Consider the following 23,327-nt stretch of genomic DNA (forward strand, 5'->3'; position numbering starts at 1 on the left):
AGTGTGGCTAGCGACTGTGTCGGCGCGCGTGCATTTTTCTTTATTCAAACGTTCAATTTAATTTCTGCCGATGCGGTCCTCGCGCCAGGCATTGGTAATCCGCCGCAACATGGCATTTTTGACATCTGCCGCCCACTGCTTCAGAGTTCGCGCTTTTTTCTGTCGCAATGAGGTAAGCCAACCATGAATGCAGTGATCGCCGCGGTCGGCATCATGCTGATACTCAGCCTGTCCCGCGTGCACGTGGTCATCGCCCTGATCATTGGGGCCCTGGTCGGTGGGCTGGTCGGGGGCCTGGGTATCGAAGGCACGCTCAAGGCCTTCAACGGCGGCCTGGGTGGCGGCGCCACGGTGGCCTTGTCTTACGCGCTGCTCGGCGCCTTTGCCGTGGCGATTGCCAAGTCCGGCCTGGCGCATGCCCTGGCCGACCGTGCCCTGGCCATGATCGACCGCCAGGGCCACACCCATGGCGGCAAGGTCAAATGGTTGATGATCGGCCTGATGCTGGTGGTCGCGGTTTCATCGCAGAACATCCTGCCCATCCACATCGCTTTCATCCCGCTGCTGGTACCACCGCTGCTGTACGTGCTGACCCGTCTGCGCATCGACCGCCGCCTGATCGCCTGCGTGATCACCTTCGGCCTGATCACCCCGTACATGTTCCTGCCGGTGGGTTTCGGCAACATCTTCCTCAATGAAATCCTGCTGGCCAACGTCGCCCGGGCCGGTATCGATGTGAGTGGCGTCAATGTCACCCATGCCATGGCCATTCCGGCCGCCGGCATGCTCGTCGGCCTGTTGCTGGCGGTGTTCGTCAGCTACCGCCGCAAGCGTGACTACGACCTGGCGCGCATCGAGCAGGTGGAGCAGGTCAGTGTGCAGTACAACCCGCTCACCTTGTTGGTGGCCGGGTTGGCAATCGCCGCCGCGTTCATTGTCCAGTTGTTGCTGGATTCGATGATCATCGGCGCCATGGTCGGCTTCCTGATCTTCTCGCTGTCGGGCATCGTCAAGTGGAAGGATACCGACGGCCTGTTCACCGAAGGCATGAAGATGATGGCCATGATCGGCTTCATCATGATTGCCGCGTCCGGTTTTGCCGACGTGATGAAAGCCACGGGTGAGGTGCAAAGCCTGGTGGAAACCTCGGCGCAGTGGATAGACCACAGCAAGGGTGTCGGCGCGTTGTTGATGTTGCTGGTGGGCCTGCTGGTGACCATGGGCATCGGTTCGTCGTTTTCCACCGTGCCGATCCTGGCCGCGATCTTTGTGCCGCTGTGCGTGCAATTGGGCTTCGACCCGCTGGCCACCGTGTGCATCGTCGGCACTGCCGGTGCCCTGGGCGATGCGGGGTCGCCGGCCTCGGACTCGACCCTGGGCCCGACCTCGGGGTTGAACGTAGATGGCCAGCACCACCACATCTGGGACACCGTGGTGCCTACCTTCATCCACTACAACCTGCCACTGCTGGTGTTCGGCTGGCTGGCGGCGATGACCTTGTAAGGCGGGGAGGGCGTCAGCCCTTGTCGGGCGGCGGCGAGATGCGGTTGAGCACGGTGCTGCCGTCCTTGCTGCGGGTCAGGTAGACCGGCAGCACTTTGGGCAGGTTATTGACCAGGCGCCCCACTTCACGGGTGTTGTAGACGCCGCTGATGCGAATGCGCCCGGTGCTGGCATCGGCCAGCAGCAGCGGCGCATCGAGGTAGCGGTTTATCATCGGCAGTGCCTGTTCAAGGCTCAGGTTGTCGAGTACCAGCTTGCCGTTGCGCCAGGCCAGGCTATTGCTGTAGTCGTCGCTCTGTTCCAGTTGCGGCTCGAAATCACCCTTGTGATAGCTGGCCTGCATGCCAGGGCCGAGGCGATAGCCGCCGGCGCTGCCGTCGCTGGAAACCAGCACCGAACCTTCCACCAGCGTCACCTTGACCTGGTCCTGATACTTCCACACGTTGAACTGGGTGCCGGTGACGCGCGTCTGGCCGCGCCCTGCACGTACGACGAACGGGTGACTGCTGTCGTGCTGTACCTTGAAGAACGCCTCGCCACGCTTGAGCGTGACCTGGCGCTGATCCTTGTAGTTGAGGTAGGTAAGCTCGGTATTGAGGTTGAGTTGCACCGTGCTGCCGTCGCTCAGCTCTACGGTCTGCATGCGATCGCCGGCTTCGAAGTGCTGGTAGTGGTTGGGGAGCCAGCCCTGCTCCCACCCCATCCAGCCGGCCAGCGGCAGCACCGCCAGGGCGATGGCGGCGGCCGATGCCAGCGGCCGCCAGCTGCGCGGGCGCGCGGCTGGCCTGACGGGCGGATTGAAGTCGATGACGGTGGCCGTGCGCGGCAGCAGATCGGCGGTTTGCCAGATTTCCAGCATCGCCTGGTATTCCTCGGCATGCCGCGGGTCAGCCCCCTGCCAGCGGGCGAATGCCTCACGCTCGGCCGCTGTGCAATCTTCGGCATGCAGGCGCATGCACCAATGCGCGGCGGCGTCGGTGATGGCATCGTCTGGGCTGGGATTGAGGCGGTCGTGGTTCATTGCGGCTCCGGGTTTTGCGCATTCTACCCTTGCTGAAGGGCCCCCGAGAACCGGCGTAATGGCGAATGACTATCAGTTGTGACGGTTTTTCGTCGGATTTGCAACGGTTTTCCAGTGTTTGAGAACCCTTCGCGCGCCTGTGCCTGAGGTGGGAGAGCGGCATCAGGTCGGGAAGGGGGCGCAATGCGCCCCCGGCGGTTCATCAGAACTGCGTTGCCTCCAGCCCGTAAAGGCTGGCGCTGCCTGCCCGAATACTGGCCTCCAACCCTAACCCCCGCGGCAATACCCGCTGGAAGAAGAACGCCGCACACGCCAGCTTGGCCCCGTAAAAAGCGCTGTCTTGCTCGCGCCTGGCCAGCGCCACTGCCGCCATCCGCGCCCACATATAGGCATAGGCGGTCAGCCCGAACAGGTGCAGATACTCCACCGCCACCGCGCTGACCAGGTTGGCATCTTCAACGGCCTGTGCCCGTAGCCAGGCGCTGGTCGCCTCCAGCCGCGCCAGGCTGGCCTGCAAAGCCTCACGGTGCAGGGGTGCGCTCACGCTGAACGCCCGCACCTCCGCGGCAAAGCTGGCCAGTGCCTGCCCGCCATCAGCCAGCACCTTGCGCCCGAGCAGGTCGAGGGCCTGGATGCCGTTGGTGCCTTCATAGATCTGCGCAATGCGCACATCACGCACGCGTTGCTCCTGGCCCCATTCGCGAATATAGCCATGGCCGCCGTACACCTGCTGGCCGAGTACGCAGCTTTCCAGGCCGTTGTCGGTGAAAAATGCCTTGGCGACCGGGGTCAGCAGTGCCACCAGGCCCTGGGCATGCTCGCGCTCACCGGCATCCTCGGCGTAGCGCGCCAGGTCAAGCTGCTGGCCAACGTAGGCGGCGAACGCCCGGCCGCCTTCGGTAAGGGTGCGCATGGTCAGCAGCATGCGCCGCACATCGCCGTGGTGGATGATCGGGTCGGCGACCTTGTCTTGCACCTGCGGGCCTGTGGCCGCACGGCTTTGCAGGCGCTCGTTGGCGTAACGGGCGGCGCTCTGGTAGGAGGCTTCGGCGCAGCCGATACCCTGGATGCCGATGGACAGGCGCTCGTAATTCATCATGGTGAACATCGCTGCCAAGCCCTTGTTCGGCTCGCCGACCAGGTAGCCGGTGGCACCGTCGAAATTCATCACGCAGGTGGCCGACGCCTTGATGCCCATCTTGTGCTCGATTGAACCGCAATGGGCAGCGTTGCGCTCGCCCAACCCGCCATTGGCCTCGACCAGGTACTTGGGCACCAGGAACAGCGAGATACCTTTGGCGCCGACAGGCGCATCCGGCAGCTTGGCCAGGACCAGATGGACGATGTTCTCGGTCAGGTCCTGTTCGCCACCGGTGATGAAAATCTTGCTGCCACTGATACGGTAGCTACCATCGGCCTGGGGTTCGGCGCGGCTGCGGATCAGCCCCAAGTCGGTGCCGGCATGGGGTTCGGTCAAGCACATGGTGCCAGCCCAGCGGCCTTCGTACAGTGGCGGCAGGTAGGTGGCCTTGAGTGCCTCGCTGGCGTGGGCGTCGATTGCCAGGCAACTGCCGGCGCTCAACGCCGAATACAGGCTGAAGCTGCAGTCAGCGGCATAGAGCATTTCTTCGAACAGCACCCCGAGCATCTTGGGCATGCCCATGCCGCCGTGCTCTGGGTTGCCGCCCAGGCCCACCCAGCCGCCCGCGCGGTAGATGTTCCAGGCTTCAGGGAAACCATCGGGGGTGGTAACCGTACCGGCATCGAAGCGTACGCCTTGCTCGTCACCGTTGCGGCTGAGCGGTGCGATGAGCTGGCTGGTGACCTTGGCGGCTTCTTCGAGGATGGCGTCTGCGGTGTCGGCGTCGATGCGCTCGGCCAGGGCAGGCAGGCGGGCCCAGAGGGCCGGGGCGTTGAACACGTCGTGCAGGACGAAGCGCATATCGCGCAGGGGGGCGGAATAGGTGGTCATCGGTTGCTCTTGAAAAAGTGAGGTTGACCGCGCGGGCGTCAGAGTGCTTTGGCCCGGTCGCGCAGCAGGTACTTCTGGATCTTGCCGGTGGAGGTCTTGGGCAACTCGCCAAACACCACGGTCTTCGGCACCTTGAACCCGGCCAGGTGCTCGCGGCACCAGGTGGTGAGGTCGGCCTCACGGGTGTCTTCTCGGCCTGGCTTGAGGGCAACGAAGGCGCACGGTGTTTCGCCCCATTTTTCGTCCGGGCGGGCTACCACGGCGGCCTCGAGCACTGCTGGGTGCTTGTACAGCGCGTCTTCGACCTCGATGGTGGAAATGTTCTCGCCACCCGAAATGATGATGTCCTTGAGCCGGTCCTTGATCTCGACGTAGCCGTCGGCGTGCCACACCGCCAGGTCACCGGTGTGGAACCAGCCACCCCGGAAAGCTTCAGCGGTGGCCTCGGGGTTTTTCAGGTAGCCCTTCATCACCGTGTTACCCCGCATGAAGATCTCGCCCAGGGTATCGCCGTCGCGCGGCACCGGTTCGAGGGTTTGCGGGTCGGCGACCATCAGGCCGTCGAGGGTCGGGTAACGCACGCCCTGGCGCGACTTGATCCGTGCGCGCGCCTCCAGCGGCAGTTCGTCCCATTCGTCGTGCCAGGCGCACACGGTGACCGGGCCGTAGACTTCGGTCAGGCCATAGGTGTGGGTCACCTTGATGCCCATTTCCTCCACTGCGCCAATGACCTTGGCAGGTGGTGCGGCGCCGGCGACCATGGCCTGTACCGGGTGCTCGATGGCAGCCTTGGCCGCTTCGGGCATGTTGACCAGCGCGTTGAGCACGATCGGCGCGCCGCACAAGTGGCTGACCCGGTGTTCACGGATCAGGGTCAGGATCTTCTGCGGGTCCACCCGCCGCAGGAACACGTGGGTACCGGCCAGGGCAGTGATGGTCCAGGGGTAGCACCAGCCGTTGCAGTGGAACATCGGCAAGGTCCACAGGTACACCGGGCGGTGGCCCATGGCCCAGGTCATCTGGTTGCCCAGGGCGTTCAGGTAGGCGCCACGGTGGTGGTAGACCACGCCCTTGGGGTTGCCCGTGGTGCCGGAGGTGTAGTTCAGCGAAATCGCCTGCCACTCGTCATCCGGCCATTCCCAGGCAAATTCCGGGTCGCCTTCGGCGAGCAAGGCTTCATAGTCCAGCGGGCTGACCGCACGGCCTTCGCCGTACTCCGGATCATCCACATCGACTACCAGCGGCGGGTGCTGCAGCAGCGCCAGGGCAGCCTCGATGACGGTGTGGAACTCGCGGTCGGTGATCAGTACCTTGGCCTCGCCATGCTGCAGCATGAAGGCGATGGCTTCGGCGTCCAGGCGAACGTTCAGGGTATTGAGCACGGCACCGGTCATGGGCACGCCGAAGTGGGCTTCGAGCATGGCGGGGGTGTTGGGCAGCATGACCGCCACGGTGTCGCCTCGACCAATACCGCGGCCGGCCAGGGCGCTGGCCAGGCGCCGGCAGCGCTGGTAGGTTTCCTGCCAGTTGCGGCGGATGGCGCCGTGGATCACTGCGGGGTAGCTGCCGTACACGGCAGCGGTGCGCTCGATGAAGCTCAGCGGGGTCAAGGCGATATGGTTGACGGCAGCGGGCATCAGGCCCTGGGCATAGATCGACATGCGGTAGTCCTGTAAGGGAGGCAGGCGCAGCTGTGCTGCCTGGCCCCCGGTGGCTGATTGTTAGCTCTGTTCAGGGTGCAGGGAACCGGACGGTGGGCCGCTCCCTCTGTCGCAGTTTTACGCGATTCGCTATGGTAGTAGGAATATCGACTATAGCAATATAGTAAAACTACTATAAAAAGAGCCGGCCACTTTGGATAACACTGTTTCCCCCTTGCTCGCCAACGACCCCCAACCCAGCCTGCTGCTGGCCGGCGATGCCAGCCCACTGGCGCTAAACCCGGCATTGCAGGCGTGGGTCGCCGAAGGGCCGGCGCTGCACAGTTGGCTGCCGGCAAACTGCGCGGCGCTGGTACGTGCCTGCCTGCGGCAGCACCGGGCAATCAGTGACGTCGAGGTGCAGGTTGGCGAGCGCGTCGTGCTGTGGACCTTCATGCCGGACGATCAGGGCCAGCGCGTGCTGGGCCGCTGCCGTGACGCCAGCGAAGAGCGCCAAGGTGCACGCGAAGCCAGCCGCGCACGGCGCCTGTACCGGCTGATCATCGAAAACACCACCGACCTGATCTCGCGGCACAGCCCCGATGGCCGCTTTCTCGATGCTTCACCGGCCGCCTACCGCCTGTTGGGGCTGTGGCCCGAGCAACTGCGTGGCCTGCGCGTGCACAGCCTGCTGCACCCGCGGGAGCGCCGCCAGGTGCTGCGCCAGGCGGCCGCGGCTCTGGACCAGGACGGCTACCACACCATGACCTGCCGGGTACGCCAGGCGAGCGGCGGCTACCGGTGGTTTGAAATCGCCAGCCGGGCGATCCGCGAGACCTACACCGGCGCGGTAGTGGAGGTAGTCAGTGTGTCTCGCGACATCACCTTGCGCATCGAAGCGCAGGAAAGCCTTGCCCATAGTGCGCGCCTGGCCACCCTGGGTGAGCTGGCCTCGGGCATTGCCCACGAGATCAATCAGCCACTGGCCGCGGTGGTCAACTATGCAAACGCCAGTCAGCGCTACTTGCAAAGCCTGGAGCACGATCCCCTGGCCCGCGAACGGGTAGGGGAAGGCCTGCTGCGCATCAGCCAGCAGGCTACTCATGCGGCCGAGGTGATTCGCCGCCTGCGCGCCTTCTTGCGCAAAGGGCCACGGCGCCTGCAGGCCCTGGATGTGGCCGAGGTGGCCGGTGAAGCCATGCGCCTGTGTGCGTGGGAAGCGGCGCGTGACCAGGTGCAGGTGGAATTGCGCATGGAGGGGCAGTTGCCCTTGGTCTATGCCGACCGGGTGCTCCTGGAGCAGGTACTGCTCAACCTGCTGCGCAATGCCATCGATGCCAACCGCGAGCAGCATGGCGAGCGGCCGTCACGTATCCTGCTCGGTGCTGCGCGCGAGGGCGACGGCGTGCAGATCGAGGTCGCCGACCAAGGCCGGGGCGTTGCACCTGAACGGCTGGATGAAATCTTCACGCCGTTCACCACCAGCAAGGCGGACGGCCTGGGCCTTGGCTTGAGCATGAGCCGCAGCCTGATCGAAGGCTTCGGCGGCAGCCTGTGGGCGCGGGCGGGTGACGGCGGTGGTCTGGTACTGTGCTGCCGGCTGGCGGTCAGCAGGGGATAAGGGGGGGAGTGTGGCGGTGCAAGCGAAAGTGTATGTGGTCGATGATGACCAGGGGATGCGTGACTCGACAGTCTGGCTGCTGCAGTCGGTGGGCTTGCAGGCCCTGCCGTTCGCCAGCGGGCAGGCGTTTCTCGATGCTTGCGTCGATGATGGCCCCACCTGTGTGTTGCTGGATGTACGTATGCCGGGGCTGGGCGGTTTGGCCGTGCAGCAGGTGATGCGCGAGCGTGGTCTGGCGCTGCCGGTAATCTTTGTCAGCGGCCATGCCGATGTGCCGATCGTGGTGCGGGCGTTCAAGGCCGGAGCCTGCGACTTCATTGAAAAACCTTACAACGACCAGTTGCTGCTCGATAGTGTGCAGGCGGCGTTGGAGCACGCCGGGCGGGCGCGGCAGGGCGACCAGGCGCAAGCACTGGTGCAAGCGCGTATAGACAGCCTGACCCCACGTGAGCGGGATGTGTTCGTGCCGTTGGCCCAAGGCTTGAACAACCGTGAGATCGCCGAGCAACTGGGCATCAGCGTGAAAACCGTCGACCTGTACCGCGGTCGGGTGATGAAGCGCCTGCAGGCCACCAGCCTGGCAGAGTTGGTGGGCATGGCCATTGCCTGCGGGGCGGTCGAAGCGTTGGGCCTGCGAGCGTTGTAACTGCGACTCGGGTTCTCTTGTGCCTCACGGTTCGTGTTGAGCCGATCGAAGCAAAATCATGAATTTTCCATAGCAGGCTAATCAAAGCTTTGACATTCACTGCCTAGGCAGTAATATTTTTACACAATTACCCGAGCAGTCCCTGATGGCCCATTTTTCTCCCGAAAACTTCCAGACCTGCGCCATCGGCATGCTGCTTGGCCGGGCGGCGATCCTCAAGGACCGCATCCTCGACTGGCATCTTGAATCTGAGGGCGTCACTGCCGCGCAGTTCAAGGTGCTGATCATCGTCACCCAGTACCAGGTGGATACCCCAGCGGAGCTCTGCCGCTACCTGGGTCTGGACAGCGGTTCGATGACCCGCATGCTCGACCGCCTCGAGCAGAAGGGCCTGATCGTGCGCACCCGCTGTGCCGATGACCGCCGACTGGTGCGCCTGGCGCTGACTGCCGACGGTCAGCGCCTGGCCGACCGCCTGCCGGAAATCGGCGCTGGCGCCATGAACGAATTGTGCGGTGCGTTGGCCCCAGAGGAGTTGAAGGCCCTGGAAGGCCTGCTGGCCAAAGTCCTGCTCGCTGCTGGCGACCCGTTGACGATCCGCCGCTTTGGCGACCGTTGAACCCTGTCACGAATTATCCAAGGTATTGTCATGGCTACTCCCGCAGACACCCCGACTCCCTCCGCCGCGCCCGAGCCTTCGCGCAAGCGTAAAGCCTGGCTGCTTGGCCTGTTGTTACTGGTGATCCTTGCCGGTATCGGCACCTGGGCCTGGTACAGCCTGGTCGGTCGCTGGCACGAAAGCACCGACGATGCCTACGTCAATGGCAACGTGGTGGAGATCACCCCGCTGGTCACCGGTACGGTCACCAGCATTGGCGCCGATGACGGCGACCTGGTGCATGCCGGCCAGGTGTTGCTGCAGTTCGACCCGGCCGACAGCGAAGTGGCCCTGCAGTCCGCAGAAGCCAAGCTGGCACGTACTGTGCGGCAAGTGCGCGGGTTGTACAGCAACGTCGACTCGCTCAAGGCCCAGCTGGAAACGCGCCAGGCCGAACTGCGCAAGGCGCAGCAGGACTTCAACCGGCGCAAAGTGCTGGCCGACAGCGGGGCGATAGCCGCAGAAGAACTGTCCCACGCCCGCGATGACCTGAGCGTGGCCCAGGCTGCGGTCAACAGTGCTCGCCAGCAGCTGAGCACCAGCAGCGCGCTGGTCGACGACACCGTGGTGTCCTCGCACCCCGAGGTCATGGCGGCCGCAGCCGACCTGCGTCAAGCCTACCTCGACCACGCCCGCACTACCTTGGTGGCGCCGGTCACCGGCTACGTCGCCAAACGTACCGTGCAGTTGGGCCAGCGCCTGCAGCCGGGCACTGCGACCATGGCGGTAATCCCGCTCGACCAGGTGTGGATCGACGCCAACTTCAAGGAAACCCAGCTGCGTGACATGCGCATCGGCCAACCGGTGGAAATCAGTGCCGACCTGTATGGCAGCGACGTCAAGTACAGCGGCACGGTCGACAGCCTCGGCGCTGGTACCGGCAGCGCTTTCGCCCTGTTGCCGGCGCAGAACGCCACCGGCAACTGGATCAAGATCGTCCAGCGCGTACCCGTGCGAATTCACCTGAGCCCGGACCAGCTCAAGGACCACCCGCTGCGTATTGGCCTGTCCACCGTGGTGGAGGTCGACTTGCACGACCAGAGCGGCCCGACCCTAGCCCAGCAGCCACCCCAGCAAGCCAGCTACACCACCCAGGTCTATGACCGCCAGCTGGTCGAAGCCGACCACCTGATCGCCCAGCTGATTCATGAAAACAGCGCTCCGGGCAAGACGGCGCAGCGATGAGCAACAATGCCGCTGCGCAGTTCACGCCGCCAAGCCTGCTGCTGACCACCATCGGCCTGTCGCTGGCGACGTTCATGCAGGTGCTGGACACCACCATTGCCAACGTCGCCTTGCCGACCATTTCCGGCAACCTGGGGGTGAGCTACGAGCAGGGCACCTGGGTCATCACTTCGTTCGCGGTGAGCAACGCCATCGCCTTGCCATTGACGGGCTGGCTGAGCCGGCGCTTTGGGGAGGTGAAACTGTTCATCTGGGCCACGCTGCTGTTCGTGCTGGCGTCGTTCCTGTGCGGTATCGCGCAGTCGATGCCCGAACTGGTCGGCTTTCGTGTGCTGCAAGGTGTGGTCGCCGGGCCGCTTTACCCGATGACCCAGACGTTGCTGATTGCCGTCTACCCCCCGGCAAAACGGGGGATGGCGTTGGCACTGCTGGCGATGGTCACGGTGGTGGCGCCCATCGCCGGGCCGATTCTGGGGGGGTGGATCACCGACAGTTACAGCTGGCCGTGGATCTTCTTCATCAACGTGCCGATCGGCCTGTTCGCCGCCGCTGTGGTGCGCCAGCAGATGCGCGCGCGGCCAGTGGTCACCAGCCGCCAGCCGATGGACTACATCGGGCTGATGACGTTGATCATCGGCGTGGGGGCCTTGCAGGTGGTGCTGGACAAAGGCAACGACCTGGACTGGTTCGAGTCGTCGTTCATCATTGTCGGCAGCCTGATCTCGGTAGTGTTCCTGGCGGTGTTCGTGATCTGGGAGCTGACCGACCGGCACCCGGTGGTCAACCTGCGCCTGTTCGTGCACCGTAACTTCCGCGTTGGCACGATTGTGCTGGTCGGTGGTTATGCCGGGTTCTTCGGGATCAACCTGATCCTGCCGCAGTGGTTGCAGACGCAGATGGGTTATACCGCGACCTGGGCGGGCCTGGCGGTGGCGCCTATCGGCCTGCTGCCGGTGATCATGTCGCCGTTCGTGGGCAAGTATGCCCACCGGTTCGACCTGCGGGTGTTGGCGGGGCTGGCGTTCCTGGCGATCGGTACCAGTTGCTACATGCGTGCGGGGTTCACCAGCGAGGTGGATTTCCAACATGTGGCGTTGGTGCAGTTGTTCATGGGGATAGGGGTGGCGCTGTTCTTCATGCCGACCTTGAGCATCCTGCTGTCCGACCTGCCACCGCACCAGATTGCCGATGGCTCGGGGCTGGCGACCTTCCTTCGTACTCTGGGCGGGAGCTTTGCCGCTTCGTTGACGACGTGGATCTGGATTCGTCGGGCGGACCAGCATCATGCCTACCTGAGCGAGAACATCAGCCAGTTCGACCCGGCAACGCGGCATACCCTTGAACAACTGGGTGGTGCCACCCCGCAGAGTTATGCGCAGCTGGAGCAGATACTTAACGGGCAGGCCTACATGATGTCGACGGTGGACTACTTCACCTTGATGACCTGGGTGTTTGCCGGGTTGATCCTGTTGGTGTGGTTTGCCAAGCCACCGTTTACCGCCAAGGCGGGGCCGGCGTCGGCGGGACATTGAGCCAGACACAAGGCAAGATCCCGTCGCGCTCGCGTTGATTTGCTTCTAAGCGCGCGGTAGCAGAGGTGCCGCAGATTGCGGCTTCAGGAGGCCTGCGTCCGGCCTCCTGAAAGTCGCGAACATCAAGATCAAAAGCCAGATCGAGATGGGTCAGGTTGCAACTTGATAACAGGGTACATAGGCCGCGCCGCCAGGCAACTTCATCCTGTGCTGGTCGACGAACGCCTGCAGCAGCCGGCCCAGCGGGTCGAGCACGGCACTGTCGCCGTGAATTTGATAGGGGCCGTGCTCCTCGATCAGGCGGATACCCTTGTCCTTGACGTTGCCGGCAACAATGCCGGAAAAGGCCCGGCGCAGGTTGGCCGCCAGCTCATGCGCAGGCAGCTCTCGGCGCAGGTCCAGCTCGGCCATGGCCTGGTGGGTCGGGTCGAAGGGGCGCTGGAAGCTCTCCTCGATCTTCAGCAGCCAGTTGAAGTGGAAGGCATCATTGCGCTCGCGGCGGAACTGCTTCACCGCCTTCAGCCCTTCGACCATGCGCCGGGCGACTTCCGTCGGGTCGTCGATGATGATCTCGTACAGGCGGTGCGCCGCCTCACCCAGGGTGGCGCCGACGAAAGCGTGCAGCTGTTGCAGGTAAGGCTCGGCACTGCGCGGGCCGGTGAGCACCACCGGGAACGGCACGTCGCGGTTGTCCGGGTGCATGAGGATGCCCAGCAGGTAGAGGAACTCCTCTGCCGTACCGGCACCGCCGGGGAAGATGATGATGCCGTGGCCGACACGTACGAAGGCTTCCAGGCGCTTCTCGATGTCCGGCAGGATCACCAGTTCGTTGACGATCGGGTTGGGTGCCTCGGCAGCGATGATGCCCGGCTCGGTCAGGCCCAGGTAGCGGCTGCCGTGCATGCGCTGCTTGGCATGGGCGATGGTGGCGCCCTTCATCGGGCCCTTCATCACACCCGGGCCGCAGCCTGTGCACACGTCCAGCTTGCGCAGGCCCAGCTCGTGGCCGACCTTCTTGGTGTATTGGTACTCCTCGCTGCTGATCGAGTGGCCGCCCCAGCACACCACCATCTTCGGCTCCACACCGGGGCGCAGGGTGCGGGCGTTGCGCAGCAGGTGGAATACGTAGTCGGTGATGCCCTGGGAGCTTTCCAGGTCGATGCGCTGGCTGGCCAGTTCGCTTTCGGTGTAGACGATGTCGCGCAGGGCGCTGAACAGCATCTCGCGGGTGCTGGCGATCATCTCGCCATCGACAAACGCGTCAGCCGGGGCATTCAGCAGCTCCAGGCGTACGCCTCGGTCCTGTTGGTGGATACGCACCTCGAAGTCCTTGTAGGCCTCGAGAATGGTCTTGGCATTGTCGACATGGGCGCCGGTGTTGAGGATGGCCAGGGCGCACTGGCGGAACAGGGTGTAAAGGCTACCGGTACCGACTTCACTCAATTGCTGCACTTCACGTTGTGACAGCGTCTCCAGGCTGCCTTTGGGGCTGACGGATGCATTGATGACATGGCGTTGAGGCATCTAAGTCTTTCCTGTGCGGGTAAAACATCCTTCTTTGACACCACCATACCTAGAAAATTGGACTCCCACGAGGGGGGCTGCGAAAAACCTTGGGATTGGCTCAGCCCAACAGCTTCTGTACCCCCAGGGTAATCGCCAGGCCACCCCCCACCAGCCACAGGTTGAGGAGCGCCCCGGTAGCCAGCGCCCGTGGCCCGGCCTGGCGGATCTGGCTGAAACGGGTCTCCATGCCCAGGGCCGTCATGGCCATGGTCAGGGCAAAGGTGTCCAGGCTGTTGACCGCCTGGGTCACGCTGCCAGGCAATACCTGCAGCGAATTCACCAGCACCAGGGCGAGGAAGCCGAAGGCGAACCAGGGCATGGCGATGCGCCCGTTGCCCTGCGCCTGGCCGGCCTGGCGCGAACGGCTGATCCACAGGCCCACCAGCAGCAACACCGGCACCAGCAGCATGACCCGGGTCATCTTGACGATGGTGGCGATATGCGTGGCCTCGGGGCTGACGTTGCTGGCGGCGCCAACCACCTGTGCGACTTCATGAAGGGTGCCGCCCAGCAGCAGCCCGGCGCCCATGGTGTCCAGGTGCAGCCAGCCGGCGTTGATCGCCAGGGGGTAGAGGAACATCGACAAGGTGCCGAACAACACCACGCTACCCACTGCCATGGCGCTTTTGTGCGGGGCGCTGCGCAGCGCCGATTCGAAGGCCAGGACGGCGGCGGCACCACAGATGGCGCTGCCGGCGGCAGTCAGCAAGGCGGTGTCGCGGTCCAGTTTGAACACTTTCATGCCGCACCACAGGCCGATCAGCAGGGTGCTGCCAACCACCAGCAGCGACACGATCAGCCCCGACCAGCCGACTTCGGCAATTTCCTGCAGGCTTACCCGCAGGCCAAAGAACGCCACGGCGATGCGCAACAGGCCGCGAGCCGAAAAGTTGATACCTGCCGCCCAGCTTGCCGGTACGCCGTCACGCAGCGCGTTGCCATACAGCGCCCCAGCGACGATACCGACGATCAGCGGGCTGATGCCGAGGTTGGCGATAGCGGGCATGGCCGCCAGTTGCGTGACCGCCAGCGCGAACAGCGCGACGAACAGAATGCCATTGAGCCGCCCTTTGGTAGAAAGGGTAGGGGCGTAAGCAGGGTTGGACGGAACCGTGGCCATGTGAGTCCTCCGGAAAGGTGTTTCGACAAGGGCTACGTTAATACGGTTATAAGCTTATAAAAAATCGTAATTTAAAATGGCAAATATCCGAATAGCTGATATTTTCTAATCATGACCCCTGAACAGCTGATAACTTTCGCCACGGTTGCCGAGCACGGCAACATCAGCCATGCAGCTCAGGCCCTGCACCTGTCGCAGCCGGCAGTGTCCGGCCAGCTCAAGCTGCTGCAGGAAGCGTTTGGCGAGCCCCTTTACCAACGTGCCGGCCGCGGCGTGCGGCTGACGGCGGCTGGCGAGCAGCTGCTGGCGCATGCCGAACGCCTGCGTGAAACCTTCCGCCAGGCGCAGGCGCTGCGCGAGGCCATGCAGGGGCTGGAGCGTGGCACTTTGCGCATCGGCGCCAGTACCACCCCGGCCAGCTACCTGTTGCCTTACCTGATCGCCGATTTTCATGGGCGTTATCCGGACGTGCTGGTCACCACCACGCATGGCAACACGGCGGAGATAGTCGCTGCCCTGGACGGTGTCGATATTGCCCTGATCGAAGGCCCGCCTGGCCAGGAGCTGCCGTTGGGTACGGCGTTGACGGCGTGGCGCGAGGACGAGATCGTGGCGATTGTGCCGCGCGGCCATCCACTGGCTGATAAGGACCAGCACACACTGGCATCGCTGGGGGCCTACCCATTGGTGCTGCGCGAGAGCGGTTCGGGGGTGCGGCAAATCGTCGAGCGCGCGTTTGCCCGTGATGGCGTGGCGATGCGGGTGGCCTTGGAGATCGCCGGGGTGGAAGGCGTGAAGGAGGCGGTGCGGGCCGGGATGGGAATCGGTTTTGTCTCGGCGATGTCGATCCGCCATGAGGATGGGGCGCTGCACCGTTTGCAGGTATTGCCGCACGGGTTGGTCAGGCGGTTTTCCATCCTGATGCCGCATGCGGCCACGCCGTCGCGGGCGGCGGCGCGGTTTCTGGAGTTGTGTGTGAGTATGCGGGACGAGGGGTGAACAGGCCGGCCCGGTGGGCGCGGGTTCACCCGCTAAGGGGTCACAGGCGCCATGAATTCAACTTGAAGACGTGCTTTTGAGATCCCTTATGGCCTGGGCGCCTACGGCGCCCGAGCTTAGAAAATATTCAATGGAAATTCGGTAATCAGCCTGACCTCATCGATGTCGAGGTACCTGTAACCGCTGGTAGCCCGGTGAGTGGATTGCCTGAGACGAAATGATAAATCGCGCGCCGGCCCAGACTGGATCACGTACTTGATATCGAAATTTCTCTCCCAATGCTTGTTATCCTTGTCGTTGTCGTACACGTGGCGAGCGGTGTAGAAGGGGTTATGACTGTGCGCGTTGTTCATACCATCCCCCCTGACATATCTCGTCATGAAGCTAAGCCCTGGTATGCCTAGGGCTGCGAAGTCGAAGTCGTATCTCAGTTGCCAGGATCGCTCATTGGCCTCGGTGAACGTCGCGTACTGGACAGCATTCCCGATGGTAATGGTTCCGCCCATGGTGCCAAAGCCGATCCAGTCCAAGGGTTCGTCACCGTTGACCCGCTGGTGAATGACTGAGAATGTATGGCCGCCGGTAGTGTAGGCACTGGAAAATGACCAGGACGTGTTGTTGATGGGGCCCGCGATGCTTTTGCCATAGTTTAAGGTACGGTAAATGTTGAAGTCGAAAGCGACCCTTTGGCCTTCATCAATGGCGTAAGCGTACTTACTGTTGCCGTAGTATTGGTGCCAAGCCTCTTCCAACTGACCTGCATAGAGAGCGAACGATAAATTATCTTGCTGATATCGCCCGCCAATAAAACTAGCCGAGTCGTAGGTGATGGCAGTCCCTCCACGCTTGAGGGCGTAGTCAGTCGTGAATTTGTCGTCGCTGTTGGAGGCGTCAACGCCGGTCTGTCTCGTGTAGTGGCCTGCCTCCACAGTGAAGTTGTCAAATTCGTTAACGTTTAACTGAAGGCCCGTGGCGGCGCTGGGGAATAGCCGAACAGTATTCACCGCCAGTACAGGTGTCATTGGCATCTGTTCGCCATACTTCAGCGTGCTTTTTGATGCACGAAGCTTTAGCGCGCCACCCACCCTGGAATATTCATCGCCAGGCTTGCCATCGCCGTCGATGGGTAGCAGTCGCAAGCCTGCCGTACCGCCTCCTGCACTCAGCTTGAGGCCTAAGATGGCATTGGCATCTACCCCAAGACCGATTGCTCCGGGTGTAAAGCCGGACTGATAATCCAGAAGAAAGCCTTGGGCCCACTCCTGTGCGTAACCATTTCTTTCGTTAACGGGCTTGAAGGCGTTTGTGCCGGTTGCACTTGAACTGCCGTTACGGAAATCTCGGTGGAAGAAAAAATTCTTATGGGTAAGCCGGAGTCTTGCGTCATCTAAGAATGGGTTTTCCGCTGCATTTGCCTGAAATGAGGAGATGCAGAGAGCGCCCATCAGCATTGCGCAATGGCGTGACATCTTATGTACCTTCCTTATTGTTGTTGTTTGGGGAGGTAACGCATGTTTATGAGCGTTTTAGGGCCACGAATTGTCGTTTGAGGTTGCTCATTCATTCGTGTGCGCGTGTGTACTATTACGCAGGCATGCACGCATGCCTGCGGCATTGAAGCTGTAATAACGGCGCTCTAGTACCCATCGCGAGGTTTTGATTTCAAAATGATCGAGGCAACTCAAGCCAGCGCTCACCCAGCAGGTTTGCAAGCATGTCGTCGGTCAGTGGTGCAAAAGAGTAGAGGCGAATATCGCGATAGTAGCGTTGCATCGGATATTCCAGATCAAAGCCAGCTCCCCCCATTGACTCCATGCCAACCCTGACCGCTTCGTTGGCAGCTTTACTGGCGGCAAGCTTGGCGACGGCGCTGGAAACTTCGATATTCTGATGGCCTTGCTCCTCTGCAATCGCAGCCATTTGGGTCGTGAGCCACGCCTGCTCCAGCGCGACGCCGGCATATACCAGGCGATGCTGTAGCGCCTGGAACTGACCGATAGGTCGCCCGAACGCTTTGCGATCCTTGGCGTACTCAACTGCCAGCTGCTGAGCGCCTCGACCAATCCCAACGGCAACTGCAGCGGCGTTCAGCCGCTCAGCGTTGAGCGTGCTCAACACTTGGATAAAACCCTGATCGACTTCGCCCAGCACTGCGTCATCCGAGAGCTTTACGTCGTCGAAGGCAACAGAGCAGGTGTCGTAGCTGTTGATAGCGAAGGTATTGATCTCTGAGGCCGAAACGCCAGGTGCTGACTTATCGACGAGGAACATGGTTACGCCGCGCGAGCGGTGGTCGCCGGTGCGAGCGAGGACAATGAGCAGGTCAGCGTGGATCGCGCCACTGATCCAATATTTGCCACCGGTGAGTCGCCAACCGTCATCAACTCGCTTGGCCTTGGTGCGCATCGCCTGCAGGATGTCAGTGCCACCACTTTCTTCAGTCAGGCAGAACGATGCTTTGATCTCGCCAGCGCAAAGTCTAGCCAGGTATTGATCTTGCTGCTGTGGCGTCCCGTATTGGCTGAGCAGTCGCGTAGCCATGAACTGAACGACGCCGAAGACTGCCATGGAGGTGGCCCTGCGGCCTAGCGCCTCCAGGGTCAGAACCTGCAGCTTGGGCGTTCCCCCGGATCCCCCGAAGTCTTCGTCGATACCCACGCCCCAGACGCCAAGCTCAGCCAGTGCTTTATGCAGGTCGAAATCAAATTTCTTGGCATTATCCAGCTTCTGTACATGCTCAACGGGAGCCACCCTGTTGATCGTGCCTTCCACTGCATCGCAGTACAGCTGCTCTTCTTCGGATAGGTTCAAGAACATCCTAGTCTCCTGGGCTTATTGATTGCGAAGAAGCCGGGGCCATGTGCCTTCCCGGCCACTGGAGAGGAAATCAGTCAGTCAGGTTTACCGACAGCAAGGGCATGCTTAGGCATGAGCGTGAGCATGCAGAGCGCTGCGATCACCATGATCAGGCTGATCGCATACATGCCCGCGTGATCCTTACCCGTCAATTCGCGCGCAAGACCAATGATCGAAGGTGCAGCGAAACCGCAGAGCGAGCCCAACGAGCTGACCAATGCAATCCCTGCCGGCGCACTTTTGCCTTTGAGGTAGGTCGCTGGAATTGCCCAGCAGACGATGATTGCCCCACTGAACCCGAACGCTGCTCCACCCAACAAGGCGAGGGACAGGGGGAGGGAAGTAGAGAAGGTAGAGAGGGACAGCATTGCTGCCCCGAACAAGATACTGATGCAGTAATGCATGCGTCGCTCGCGTCGCAGGTCAGAGCTGCGACCGATCAAAATCATCCCAAGGGCGGCGCAGGTGAAGGGGAGCATTGCGTAGAGCGAAATGTGGGTGATGCTGGAAACACCGAGCTTTTGGATCGTGGTCGGCAGCCAGAAATTGAACGCGTAGGTACCGAGAGCGGAGCTGAAATAGAGGAACGCCAGCACATAGACTTTCGGGTCGATGAGCGCGCTGAATATCGCCTGGCCACTGTGTGGGTTGACCGCATCCGGGTCGAGCGTTGCCTTGTCATGAGCCATCAGCTCTTGATGCAGAGCCTTCTCATCGGTGCTGAGCCAGCGCGCCTGTTCGGGCTTATCGCAAAGCAACAGGAAGCAGGCGATCCCGATGAAGATGATGGGTACGGCTTCAAGCAAGAACAGCCACCGCCATCCCGCCAAGCCAGAAACACCATTCATTGACTCCATGATGATGCCGGAGATTGGGCCCCCCAGGATCGGCGCAACAAGTGTGGCAAGCAGAAGCGTGCCGGTGACTCGACCGCGCATATAGCTTGGGAACCAGTAGCTCAGATAGAGAATCACGCCGGGGAAGAATCCAGCTTCAAAGATGCCAAGCAGCAAACGCAAGAGATAGAGCTGCTGTGCGGTCGTGACAAGCATGGTAGCGGCCGATGCAAGCCCCCAGAGCACCATGATTCTCGTCATGGTTTTGCGGGCGCCTATCTTGTCTAGCAGTAGATTGCTTGGGATCTCGAACAGCGCGTAGCCAATAAAAAAGATGCCCGCCGCGAAGCCGTATTGGCTTTCGGTCAAGCCTAGGTCGGGGAGCATCTGAAGCTTCGCATAGCCGATGTTCACCCGATCAAGGAAGGCGAAGATGTAGGCGACAAAGATCAGAGGGATAACCCGCAGTGCTATTTTTCGAAACAGCACACGATTGATTGCGGTAGCTTCAGCAAGGCGCCAGCTGGAGGCGTCGATCGTCGATTTCATGGTGAGTCCAGTGTTGTTATTGTGCGGACTTCGAATGAAAGGCGCGCGTGGACGCCTTCCACCATTTAAGTATTACTCAGCATTTACGGTATTTTTGAGTGTTCCGATTCCCTCCACTTCAACTTCAACAACATCACCAGGTTTCATCCACAATGGCGGGGTACGGAATGCACCTACGCCACCGGGGGTTCCAGTTGCGATCACATCTCCCGGCAGAAGCTCGGTGAAGGTTGAGATGTATTCAATCAACTCAGGGATCTTGAACAGCAGATCATCAAGGCCTTCACGCTGAACCACCTCACCGTTCAGGCGCGTCTCCAGGACGAGGCTGTCGATATCGGTGATTTCGTCCTGGGTGACGAGCCAAGGGCCAAAGCTACCGCTCCCGACGAAATTCTTACCTGCAGTGAACTGCAGGGTGTGTCGCTGCCAATCACGAATGGATCCGTCGTTGAAAAGGCTGTAACCGGCTACGTGCTGAAGCGCATTTTCTTTTGAGATGTGCCGACCCGATTTGCCTATGACGATCGCCAGCTCGCCCTCAAAGTCGAAAGCAGCAGAGGCCTTGGGTTGGATGAGTGGCTGATCATGACCAACCTGAGCACTCGCGAATCGAGTGAACAGGGTGGGGTGCTTTGGTACTTCGCGGCCAGTCTCGACTATATGCTTCAGGTAGTTCAGGCCGACACACAGCACCTTGTCGGGGTTTGGGATGACTGGCAGCCATTGGACCTGGTCTACGCTCAGCGTCGGCGCATCGCGCAGCGCAGCGAGTTCATCCAGACCGTTGCTGGACGCTAGAACGGAGCGCAAATCGGAATAACGTTGACCGAGCACTGCGCCGGCGTCCGAAACGGTGTCGCCATCAACGACACCGTACGAACTGCGCCCGTCATAGATGAAGGATGCAATTTTCATGGACAAAATCTCTCAGGATTAACCCAGGACAATGAGAACGTGCCCGTCGTCGACGGTGTCGTTTTCTACGACCTTGATTTCTTTAACGACGCCCGAGTCATCGGCCTCTACCGGGATCTCCATCTTCATGGATTCCATGATGATGACTTCATCGCCGAAGTTGATCTCCTGCCCCACCTGAACGTTGATCTTCCAAATGTTGCCGGCCATGGGTGCTTTGATTTCGCTCATCAGCTAAATCCTTTCTAATTGTCAGGGGTTAAACCGGGTAGATGCCGTTGCGGCGATCGATGCGAGGAATTTCACGGCGGCTGTACAAGGCAAAGCGCTTGATCAGCTCGTCACGCAGATCGTCTGGATCGATAACCGCTTCGAAGGAGAATTGATCCGCAGGATCGAACGCGTTGATGTCCTTGGCGTAGGCCTTCTGCTTCTCATCGATGAACGCAGCTCGCGCTTCACCTTCCAGGGCCTGGATCTCGTTGTAGTGGATGGCGTTGATGGCAGCCTCTGGGCCCATCAGAGCCGGCATTGCACCCGGCAAGGCGAGCTGTGCGTCAGGCATGGTCGGACCACCTGACATACCCAGGTAGCCACCGCCGTAACCTTTGCGAACCATGACGGAGATGCGCGGCACCTTCGCCTCGCACACGGCATGCAGCAGCTTGGCGCCGTGACGGATGATCCCCGCTTTTTCCACGGCGCTACCGATCATGTAGCCACTGATGTCCTGCAGGAAAAGCAGTGGAATGTTGAAGGCGTTGCACGCCCAGATGAAACGGGTAGCTTTGTCTGCGCTGTCGTTGAACAGAACACCGCCTTTGTTCTTCGAGTTGTTCGCGATAATCCCGACAGGGCGGCCGCCCAGGTAAGCGAACGCGGTGTAGATCTCTTTGGCAAAGAGCGCCTTCACTTCAAAGATCGAGTCTTCGTCCACAAGCGATTCAACGAGCTCCCTCACCTCAAACGGACGGTTCTGGTCTGCGGGGACGATTTCGGTGATCGAACGTTTGGACGCGGGCTGTTTCGGCTCACGCAGAGGAGGAAGCTGGCTGTTGTGGCTTGGGAAGAAGCGAAGGTAGTCAGCAGCTGCCTTGAGTGCTTCTTCTTCATTTTGCGCCAGGTAGTCGCCGAGCCCGCTCATGGCGCAGTGCATGCGAGCACCGCCCATTTGCTCTTCAGTTACCTTCTCGCCGATTGCCGCTTCAGCCAGCCGCGGAGAACCCAGGTAAGCAGTTGCCTGTTTGTCGACCATGATGACCAGGTCGCACAACGCTGGTACATAGGCAGAACCCGCGGGAGAGGGGCCGAACATGACGCAGACCTGGGGTACTACACCCGAGATTTGCACTTGCGTGTAGAAAATGTTGCCCCATGCGATCCTTCCCAGGTAGCAATCGAACTGGCTGTCGATACGAGCGCCAGCACTGTCCACGAGGTAGATGATTGGCATCTTGGCATCCACAGCAATTTCTTGCATGCGAACGATTTTACGGAAGGTGTGGTAGCCCCAAGTGCCCGCTTTGACAGTCATGTCGTTTGCAATGACAGCGACTTCTTGGCCGTTGATCTTGCCAATTGCAGTTACCACGGCGTCGCCAGGCATTCCGCGAGATGCGCCGACCAGCAAACCGTCCTCAAGGTACTCACCGTTGTCGAAGAGCATGTTGAGACGGTCGCGGACCAGGATCTTACCTTGAGCCTGGTGTTTTTCTTTTGCTTTGTCTGAACCGCCGGCGCGTGCAATTTCGACGCGACGTTGCAGTTCTTTTACGTTTTCGTAGCCGCTCATGCCTTCACCTCTTTCTTGGCAAAAAATTTCTCGATACCGCGACGAAGCTCTTCGGAGCACATGAAGGCAGGACGCAGGCCGCGGGCCAGTTCCAAGCCTTCAATCAGGCCGACGGACGAGATCTTGTTGAACGCGTGCTTGCCCCGACGGACAGTGGCGGGCTCCAGATGTGTGAAGGTTTTCACCAGCTGGTCTACCAGCGTGTCGATTTCATCAGCCGTCGCAACGTGATTGACGAGGCCCATGCGGTAGGCCTCCTGGGCATCAATGGTGCGGCCGGTGAGGGCCAGATCCAGGGCGTGGCGCTCTCCCAGCCGACCTAGAAGCGCCGGAAGGATGAAAAGCGGGAAGAGGCCAATCTTCACTTCCGGAGAGCCGAACTTGGCGCCTTCGGTGCAATACGCAAAGTCGCACGCAGCGACCAGGCCGCACGCTCCAGCCATGGCTGGGCCAACGACGCGGGCAATCACCGGCTTACTCAGGGTCGGAATTACGCTGAAAAGGCGCTGCCAAGGTTCGCCGGTTTCCCACAGCTGGGTACCACCTGCATCGACAGTCGAAAGAAATTCGTCGAGGTCACCGCCAGAGGAGAAGCACTCGCCTTCACCCGTGATGACAATGACTCGGATGTCCTGCTCACCATCCAGCTGTATCAACGTGTCGACCAGGTTCCTGGCAGTTGCGGTGGCGATCGCATTTCGCTTGGCAGGATTGCTCAGGATGATGGTGGCGCGGGGGCCTTGGCGCTCGACCAGGAGCTGCGTTGTGCTCAAGGGATTCTCCTTTTTTGTTTTACTAACCGTTGTTAGTTTTCGAGAATATAGCTAGGCTTTGTTTCCAGCACAAGCCTGGTCGTCGTTTTTCAGCTTATGGTCGCATTGCCTAGAGATAGCGGCGCACAAGCAGAGGCGAA

General features: G+C 61.2%; 19 protein-coding genes. 7 read left to right on the plus strand and 12 right to left on the minus strand.

Going from position 1 to position 23,327, the window contains the following annotated elements; translation table 11 throughout:
• Positions 1-183 precede the first annotated feature (183 nt).
• Positions 184-1,503 carry a Na+/H+ antiporter NhaC family protein gene (locus E8E68_RS18910; RefSeq protein WP_266030207.1) on the plus strand — a complete coding sequence of 440 codons (1,320 nt, stop codon included), beginning with the start codon at positions 184-186 and terminating at the stop codon, positions 1,501-1,503.
• Between the two features lie 13 nt (positions 1,504-1,516).
• Here E8E68_RS18910 and E8E68_RS18915 read toward each other — a convergent pair whose 3' ends face one another.
• The 3 genes from E8E68_RS18915 to E8E68_RS18925 all read right to left on the minus strand — a co-directional run bounded on the left by E8E68_RS18915 (position 1,517) and on the right by E8E68_RS18925 (position 6,157).
• On the minus strand, positions 1,517-2,524 hold the full coding sequence (locus tag E8E68_RS18915) for a FecR family protein (protein ID WP_266030209.1): 1,008 nt from the start codon (positions 2,522-2,524) through the stop codon (positions 1,517-1,519).
• A 202-nt stretch (positions 2,525-2,726) separates the two neighbouring features.
• On the minus strand, positions 2,727-4,496 hold the full coding sequence (locus E8E68_RS18920; RefSeq protein WP_280343718.1) for an acyl-CoA dehydrogenase C-terminal domain-containing protein: 1,770 nt from the start codon (positions 4,494-4,496) through the stop codon (positions 2,727-2,729).
• Between the two features lie 38 nt (positions 4,497-4,534).
• Complete coding sequence (locus E8E68_RS18925) at positions 4,535-6,157, minus strand: acyl-CoA synthetase (protein ID WP_280343721.1); 1,623 nt, start codon at positions 6,155-6,157, stop codon at positions 4,535-4,537.
• A 193-nt stretch (positions 6,158-6,350) separates the two neighbouring features.
• On the opposite strand from E8E68_RS18925, the gene E8E68_RS18930 reads away from it, so the two are divergent.
• The 5 genes from E8E68_RS18930 (at position 6,351) to E8E68_RS18950 (ending at position 11,778) form a co-directional block, all read left to right on the plus strand.
• Positions 6,351-7,757 (plus strand): ATP-binding protein, encoded by a 1,407-nt coding sequence (locus E8E68_RS18930; RefSeq protein ID WP_280343723.1) that lies wholly within the window; start codon positions 6,351-6,353, stop codon positions 7,755-7,757.
• Positions 7,758-7,773: 16 nt separating this feature from the next.
• Positions 7,774-8,403, plus strand: a complete 630-nt coding sequence (locus E8E68_RS18935) for a response regulator (RefSeq protein WP_280343725.1) — start codon at positions 7,774-7,776, stop codon at positions 8,401-8,403.
• A 145-nt stretch (positions 8,404-8,548) separates the two neighbouring features.
• The gene (locus tag E8E68_RS18940; protein ID WP_110744100.1) at positions 8,549-9,022 is read left to right on the plus strand and encodes a MarR family transcriptional regulator; all 474 of its coding nucleotides are present in this window, start codon (positions 8,549-8,551) and stop codon (positions 9,020-9,022) included.
• Positions 9,023-9,052: 30 nt separating this feature from the next.
• On the plus strand, positions 9,053-10,246 hold the full coding sequence (locus E8E68_RS18945; protein ID WP_266030215.1) for an HlyD family efflux transporter periplasmic adaptor subunit: 1,194 nt from the start codon (positions 9,053-9,055) through the stop codon (positions 10,244-10,246).
• Positions 10,243-11,778, plus strand: coding sequence for a DHA2 family efflux MFS transporter permease subunit (locus E8E68_RS18950; protein ID WP_266030216.1), 1,536 nt, complete (start codon positions 10,243-10,245; stop codon positions 11,776-11,778). Before E8E68_RS18945 ends, E8E68_RS18950 begins: the two co-directional genes overlap by 4 nt.
• Positions 11,779-11,928: 150 nt before the next feature.
• On the opposite strand, the gene ppnN is transcribed toward E8E68_RS18950, so the two are convergent.
• The gene (ppnN, locus tag E8E68_RS18955) at positions 11,929-13,302 is read right to left on the minus strand and encodes a nucleotide 5'-monophosphate nucleosidase PpnN (protein WP_266030217.1); all 1,374 of its coding nucleotides are present in this window, start codon (positions 13,300-13,302) and stop codon (positions 11,929-11,931) included.
• A gap of 100 nt (positions 13,303-13,402) precedes the next feature.
• Positions 13,403-14,464: a YeiH family protein gene (locus E8E68_RS18960; protein WP_266030218.1), complete on the minus strand. Its 1,062-nt coding sequence runs from the start codon at positions 14,462-14,464 to the stop codon at positions 13,403-13,405.
• A gap of 111 nt (positions 14,465-14,575) precedes the next feature.
• Here E8E68_RS18960 and E8E68_RS18965 point away from each other — a divergent pair, with 111 nt between their 5' ends.
• Positions 14,576-15,463, plus strand: coding sequence for a LysR family transcriptional regulator (locus E8E68_RS18965; RefSeq protein WP_266030219.1), 888 nt, complete (start codon positions 14,576-14,578; stop codon positions 15,461-15,463).
• Positions 15,464-15,579: 116 nt separating this feature from the next.
• On the opposite strand, the gene E8E68_RS18970 is transcribed toward E8E68_RS18965, so the two are convergent.
• From E8E68_RS18970 to E8E68_RS19000, 7 genes are all read right to left on the minus strand, one after another.
• A complete protein-coding gene (locus E8E68_RS18970; protein WP_280343735.1) occupies positions 15,580-16,932 on the minus strand; it encodes an OprD family porin in 1,353 nt (450 codons plus the stop codon).
• A 193-nt stretch (positions 16,933-17,125) separates the two neighbouring features.
• On the minus strand, positions 17,126-18,280 hold the full coding sequence (locus tag E8E68_RS18975) for an acyl-CoA dehydrogenase family protein (protein ID WP_266030222.1): 1,155 nt from the start codon (positions 18,278-18,280) through the stop codon (positions 17,126-17,128).
• A 74-nt stretch (positions 18,281-18,354) separates the two neighbouring features.
• Positions 18,355-19,704, minus strand: a complete 1,350-nt coding sequence (locus E8E68_RS18980; RefSeq protein WP_266030224.1) for an MFS transporter — start codon at positions 19,702-19,704, stop codon at positions 18,355-18,357.
• 72 nt (positions 19,705-19,776) lie between these two features.
• The gene (locus E8E68_RS18985) at positions 19,777-20,622 is read right to left on the minus strand and encodes a fumarylacetoacetate hydrolase family protein (RefSeq protein WP_266030225.1); all 846 of its coding nucleotides are present in this window, start codon (positions 20,620-20,622) and stop codon (positions 19,777-19,779) included.
• An 18-nt stretch (positions 20,623-20,640) separates the two neighbouring features.
• On the minus strand, positions 20,641-20,853 hold the full coding sequence (locus tag E8E68_RS18990) for a biotin/lipoyl-containing protein (RefSeq protein WP_047602697.1): 213 nt from the start codon (positions 20,851-20,853) through the stop codon (positions 20,641-20,643).
• A 28-nt stretch (positions 20,854-20,881) separates the two neighbouring features.
• Positions 20,882-22,414: an acyl-CoA carboxylase subunit beta gene (locus E8E68_RS18995; protein ID WP_110743196.1), complete on the minus strand. Its 1,533-nt coding sequence runs from the start codon at positions 22,412-22,414 to the stop codon at positions 20,882-20,884.
• Entirely contained in the window at positions 22,411-23,187 is a 777-nt protein-coding gene (locus E8E68_RS19000; protein WP_110743195.1) for an enoyl-CoA hydratase/isomerase family protein, read from the minus strand. The genes E8E68_RS18995 and E8E68_RS19000 overlap by 4 nt, the downstream gene beginning before the upstream one ends.
• Between the last annotated feature and the right edge of the window lie 140 nt (positions 23,188-23,327).

Source organism: Pseudomonas sp. BN607, from assembly GCF_029871175.1.
Classification (GTDB): Bacteria; Pseudomonadota; Gammaproteobacteria; order Pseudomonadales; family Pseudomonadaceae; genus Aquipseudomonas.

Bases quoted from the DNA above. Each gene is read 5' to 3' on its own strand.
- E8E68_RS18910 (WP_266030207.1), top strand. From the start codon at position 184: ATGAATGCAGTGATCGCCGCGGTCGGCATCATGCTGATACTCAGCCTG.
- E8E68_RS18915 (WP_266030209.1), bottom strand. From the start codon at position 2,524: ATGAACCACGACCGCCTCAATCCCAGCCCAGACGATGCCATCACCGAC.
- E8E68_RS18920 (WP_280343718.1), bottom strand. From the start codon at position 4,496: ATGACCACCTATTCCGCCCCCCTGCGCGATATGCGCTTCGTCCTGCAC.
- E8E68_RS18925 (WP_280343721.1), bottom strand. From the start codon at position 6,157: ATGTCGATCTATGCCCAGGGCCTGATGCCCGCTGCCGTCAACCATATC.
- E8E68_RS18940 (WP_110744100.1), top strand. From the start codon at position 8,549: ATGGCCCATTTTTCTCCCGAAAACTTCCAGACCTGCGCCATCGGCATG.
- E8E68_RS18945 (WP_266030215.1), top strand. From the start codon at position 9,053: ATGGCTACTCCCGCAGACACCCCGACTCCCTCCGCCGCGCCCGAGCCT.
- E8E68_RS18950 (WP_266030216.1), top strand. From the start codon at position 10,243: ATGAGCAACAATGCCGCTGCGCAGTTCACGCCGCCAAGCCTGCTGCTG.
- ppnN (WP_266030217.1), bottom strand. From the start codon at position 13,302: ATGCCTCAACGCCATGTCATCAATGCATCCGTCAGCCCCAAAGGCAGC.
- E8E68_RS18960 (WP_266030218.1), bottom strand. From the start codon at position 14,464: ATGGCCACGGTTCCGTCCAACCCTGCTTACGCCCCTACCCTTTCTACC.
- E8E68_RS18965 (WP_266030219.1), top strand. From the start codon at position 14,576: ATGACCCCTGAACAGCTGATAACTTTCGCCACGGTTGCCGAGCACGGC.
- E8E68_RS18970 (WP_280343735.1), bottom strand. From the start codon at position 16,932: ATGTCACGCCATTGCGCAATGCTGATGGGCGCTCTCTGCATCTCCTCA.
- E8E68_RS18975 (WP_266030222.1), bottom strand. From the start codon at position 18,280: ATGTTCTTGAACCTATCCGAAGAAGAGCAGCTGTACTGCGATGCAGTG.
- E8E68_RS18980 (WP_266030224.1), bottom strand. From the start codon at position 19,704: ATGAAATCGACGATCGACGCCTCCAGCTGGCGCCTTGCTGAAGCTACC.
- E8E68_RS18985 (WP_266030225.1), bottom strand. From the start codon at position 20,622: ATGAAAATTGCATCCTTCATCTATGACGGGCGCAGTTCGTACGGTGTC.
- E8E68_RS18990 (WP_047602697.1), bottom strand. From the start codon at position 20,853: ATGAGCGAAATCAAAGCACCCATGGCCGGCAACATTTGGAAGATCAAC.
- E8E68_RS18995 (WP_110743196.1), bottom strand. From the start codon at position 22,414: ATGAGCGGCTACGAAAACGTAAAAGAACTGCAACGTCGCGTCGAAATT.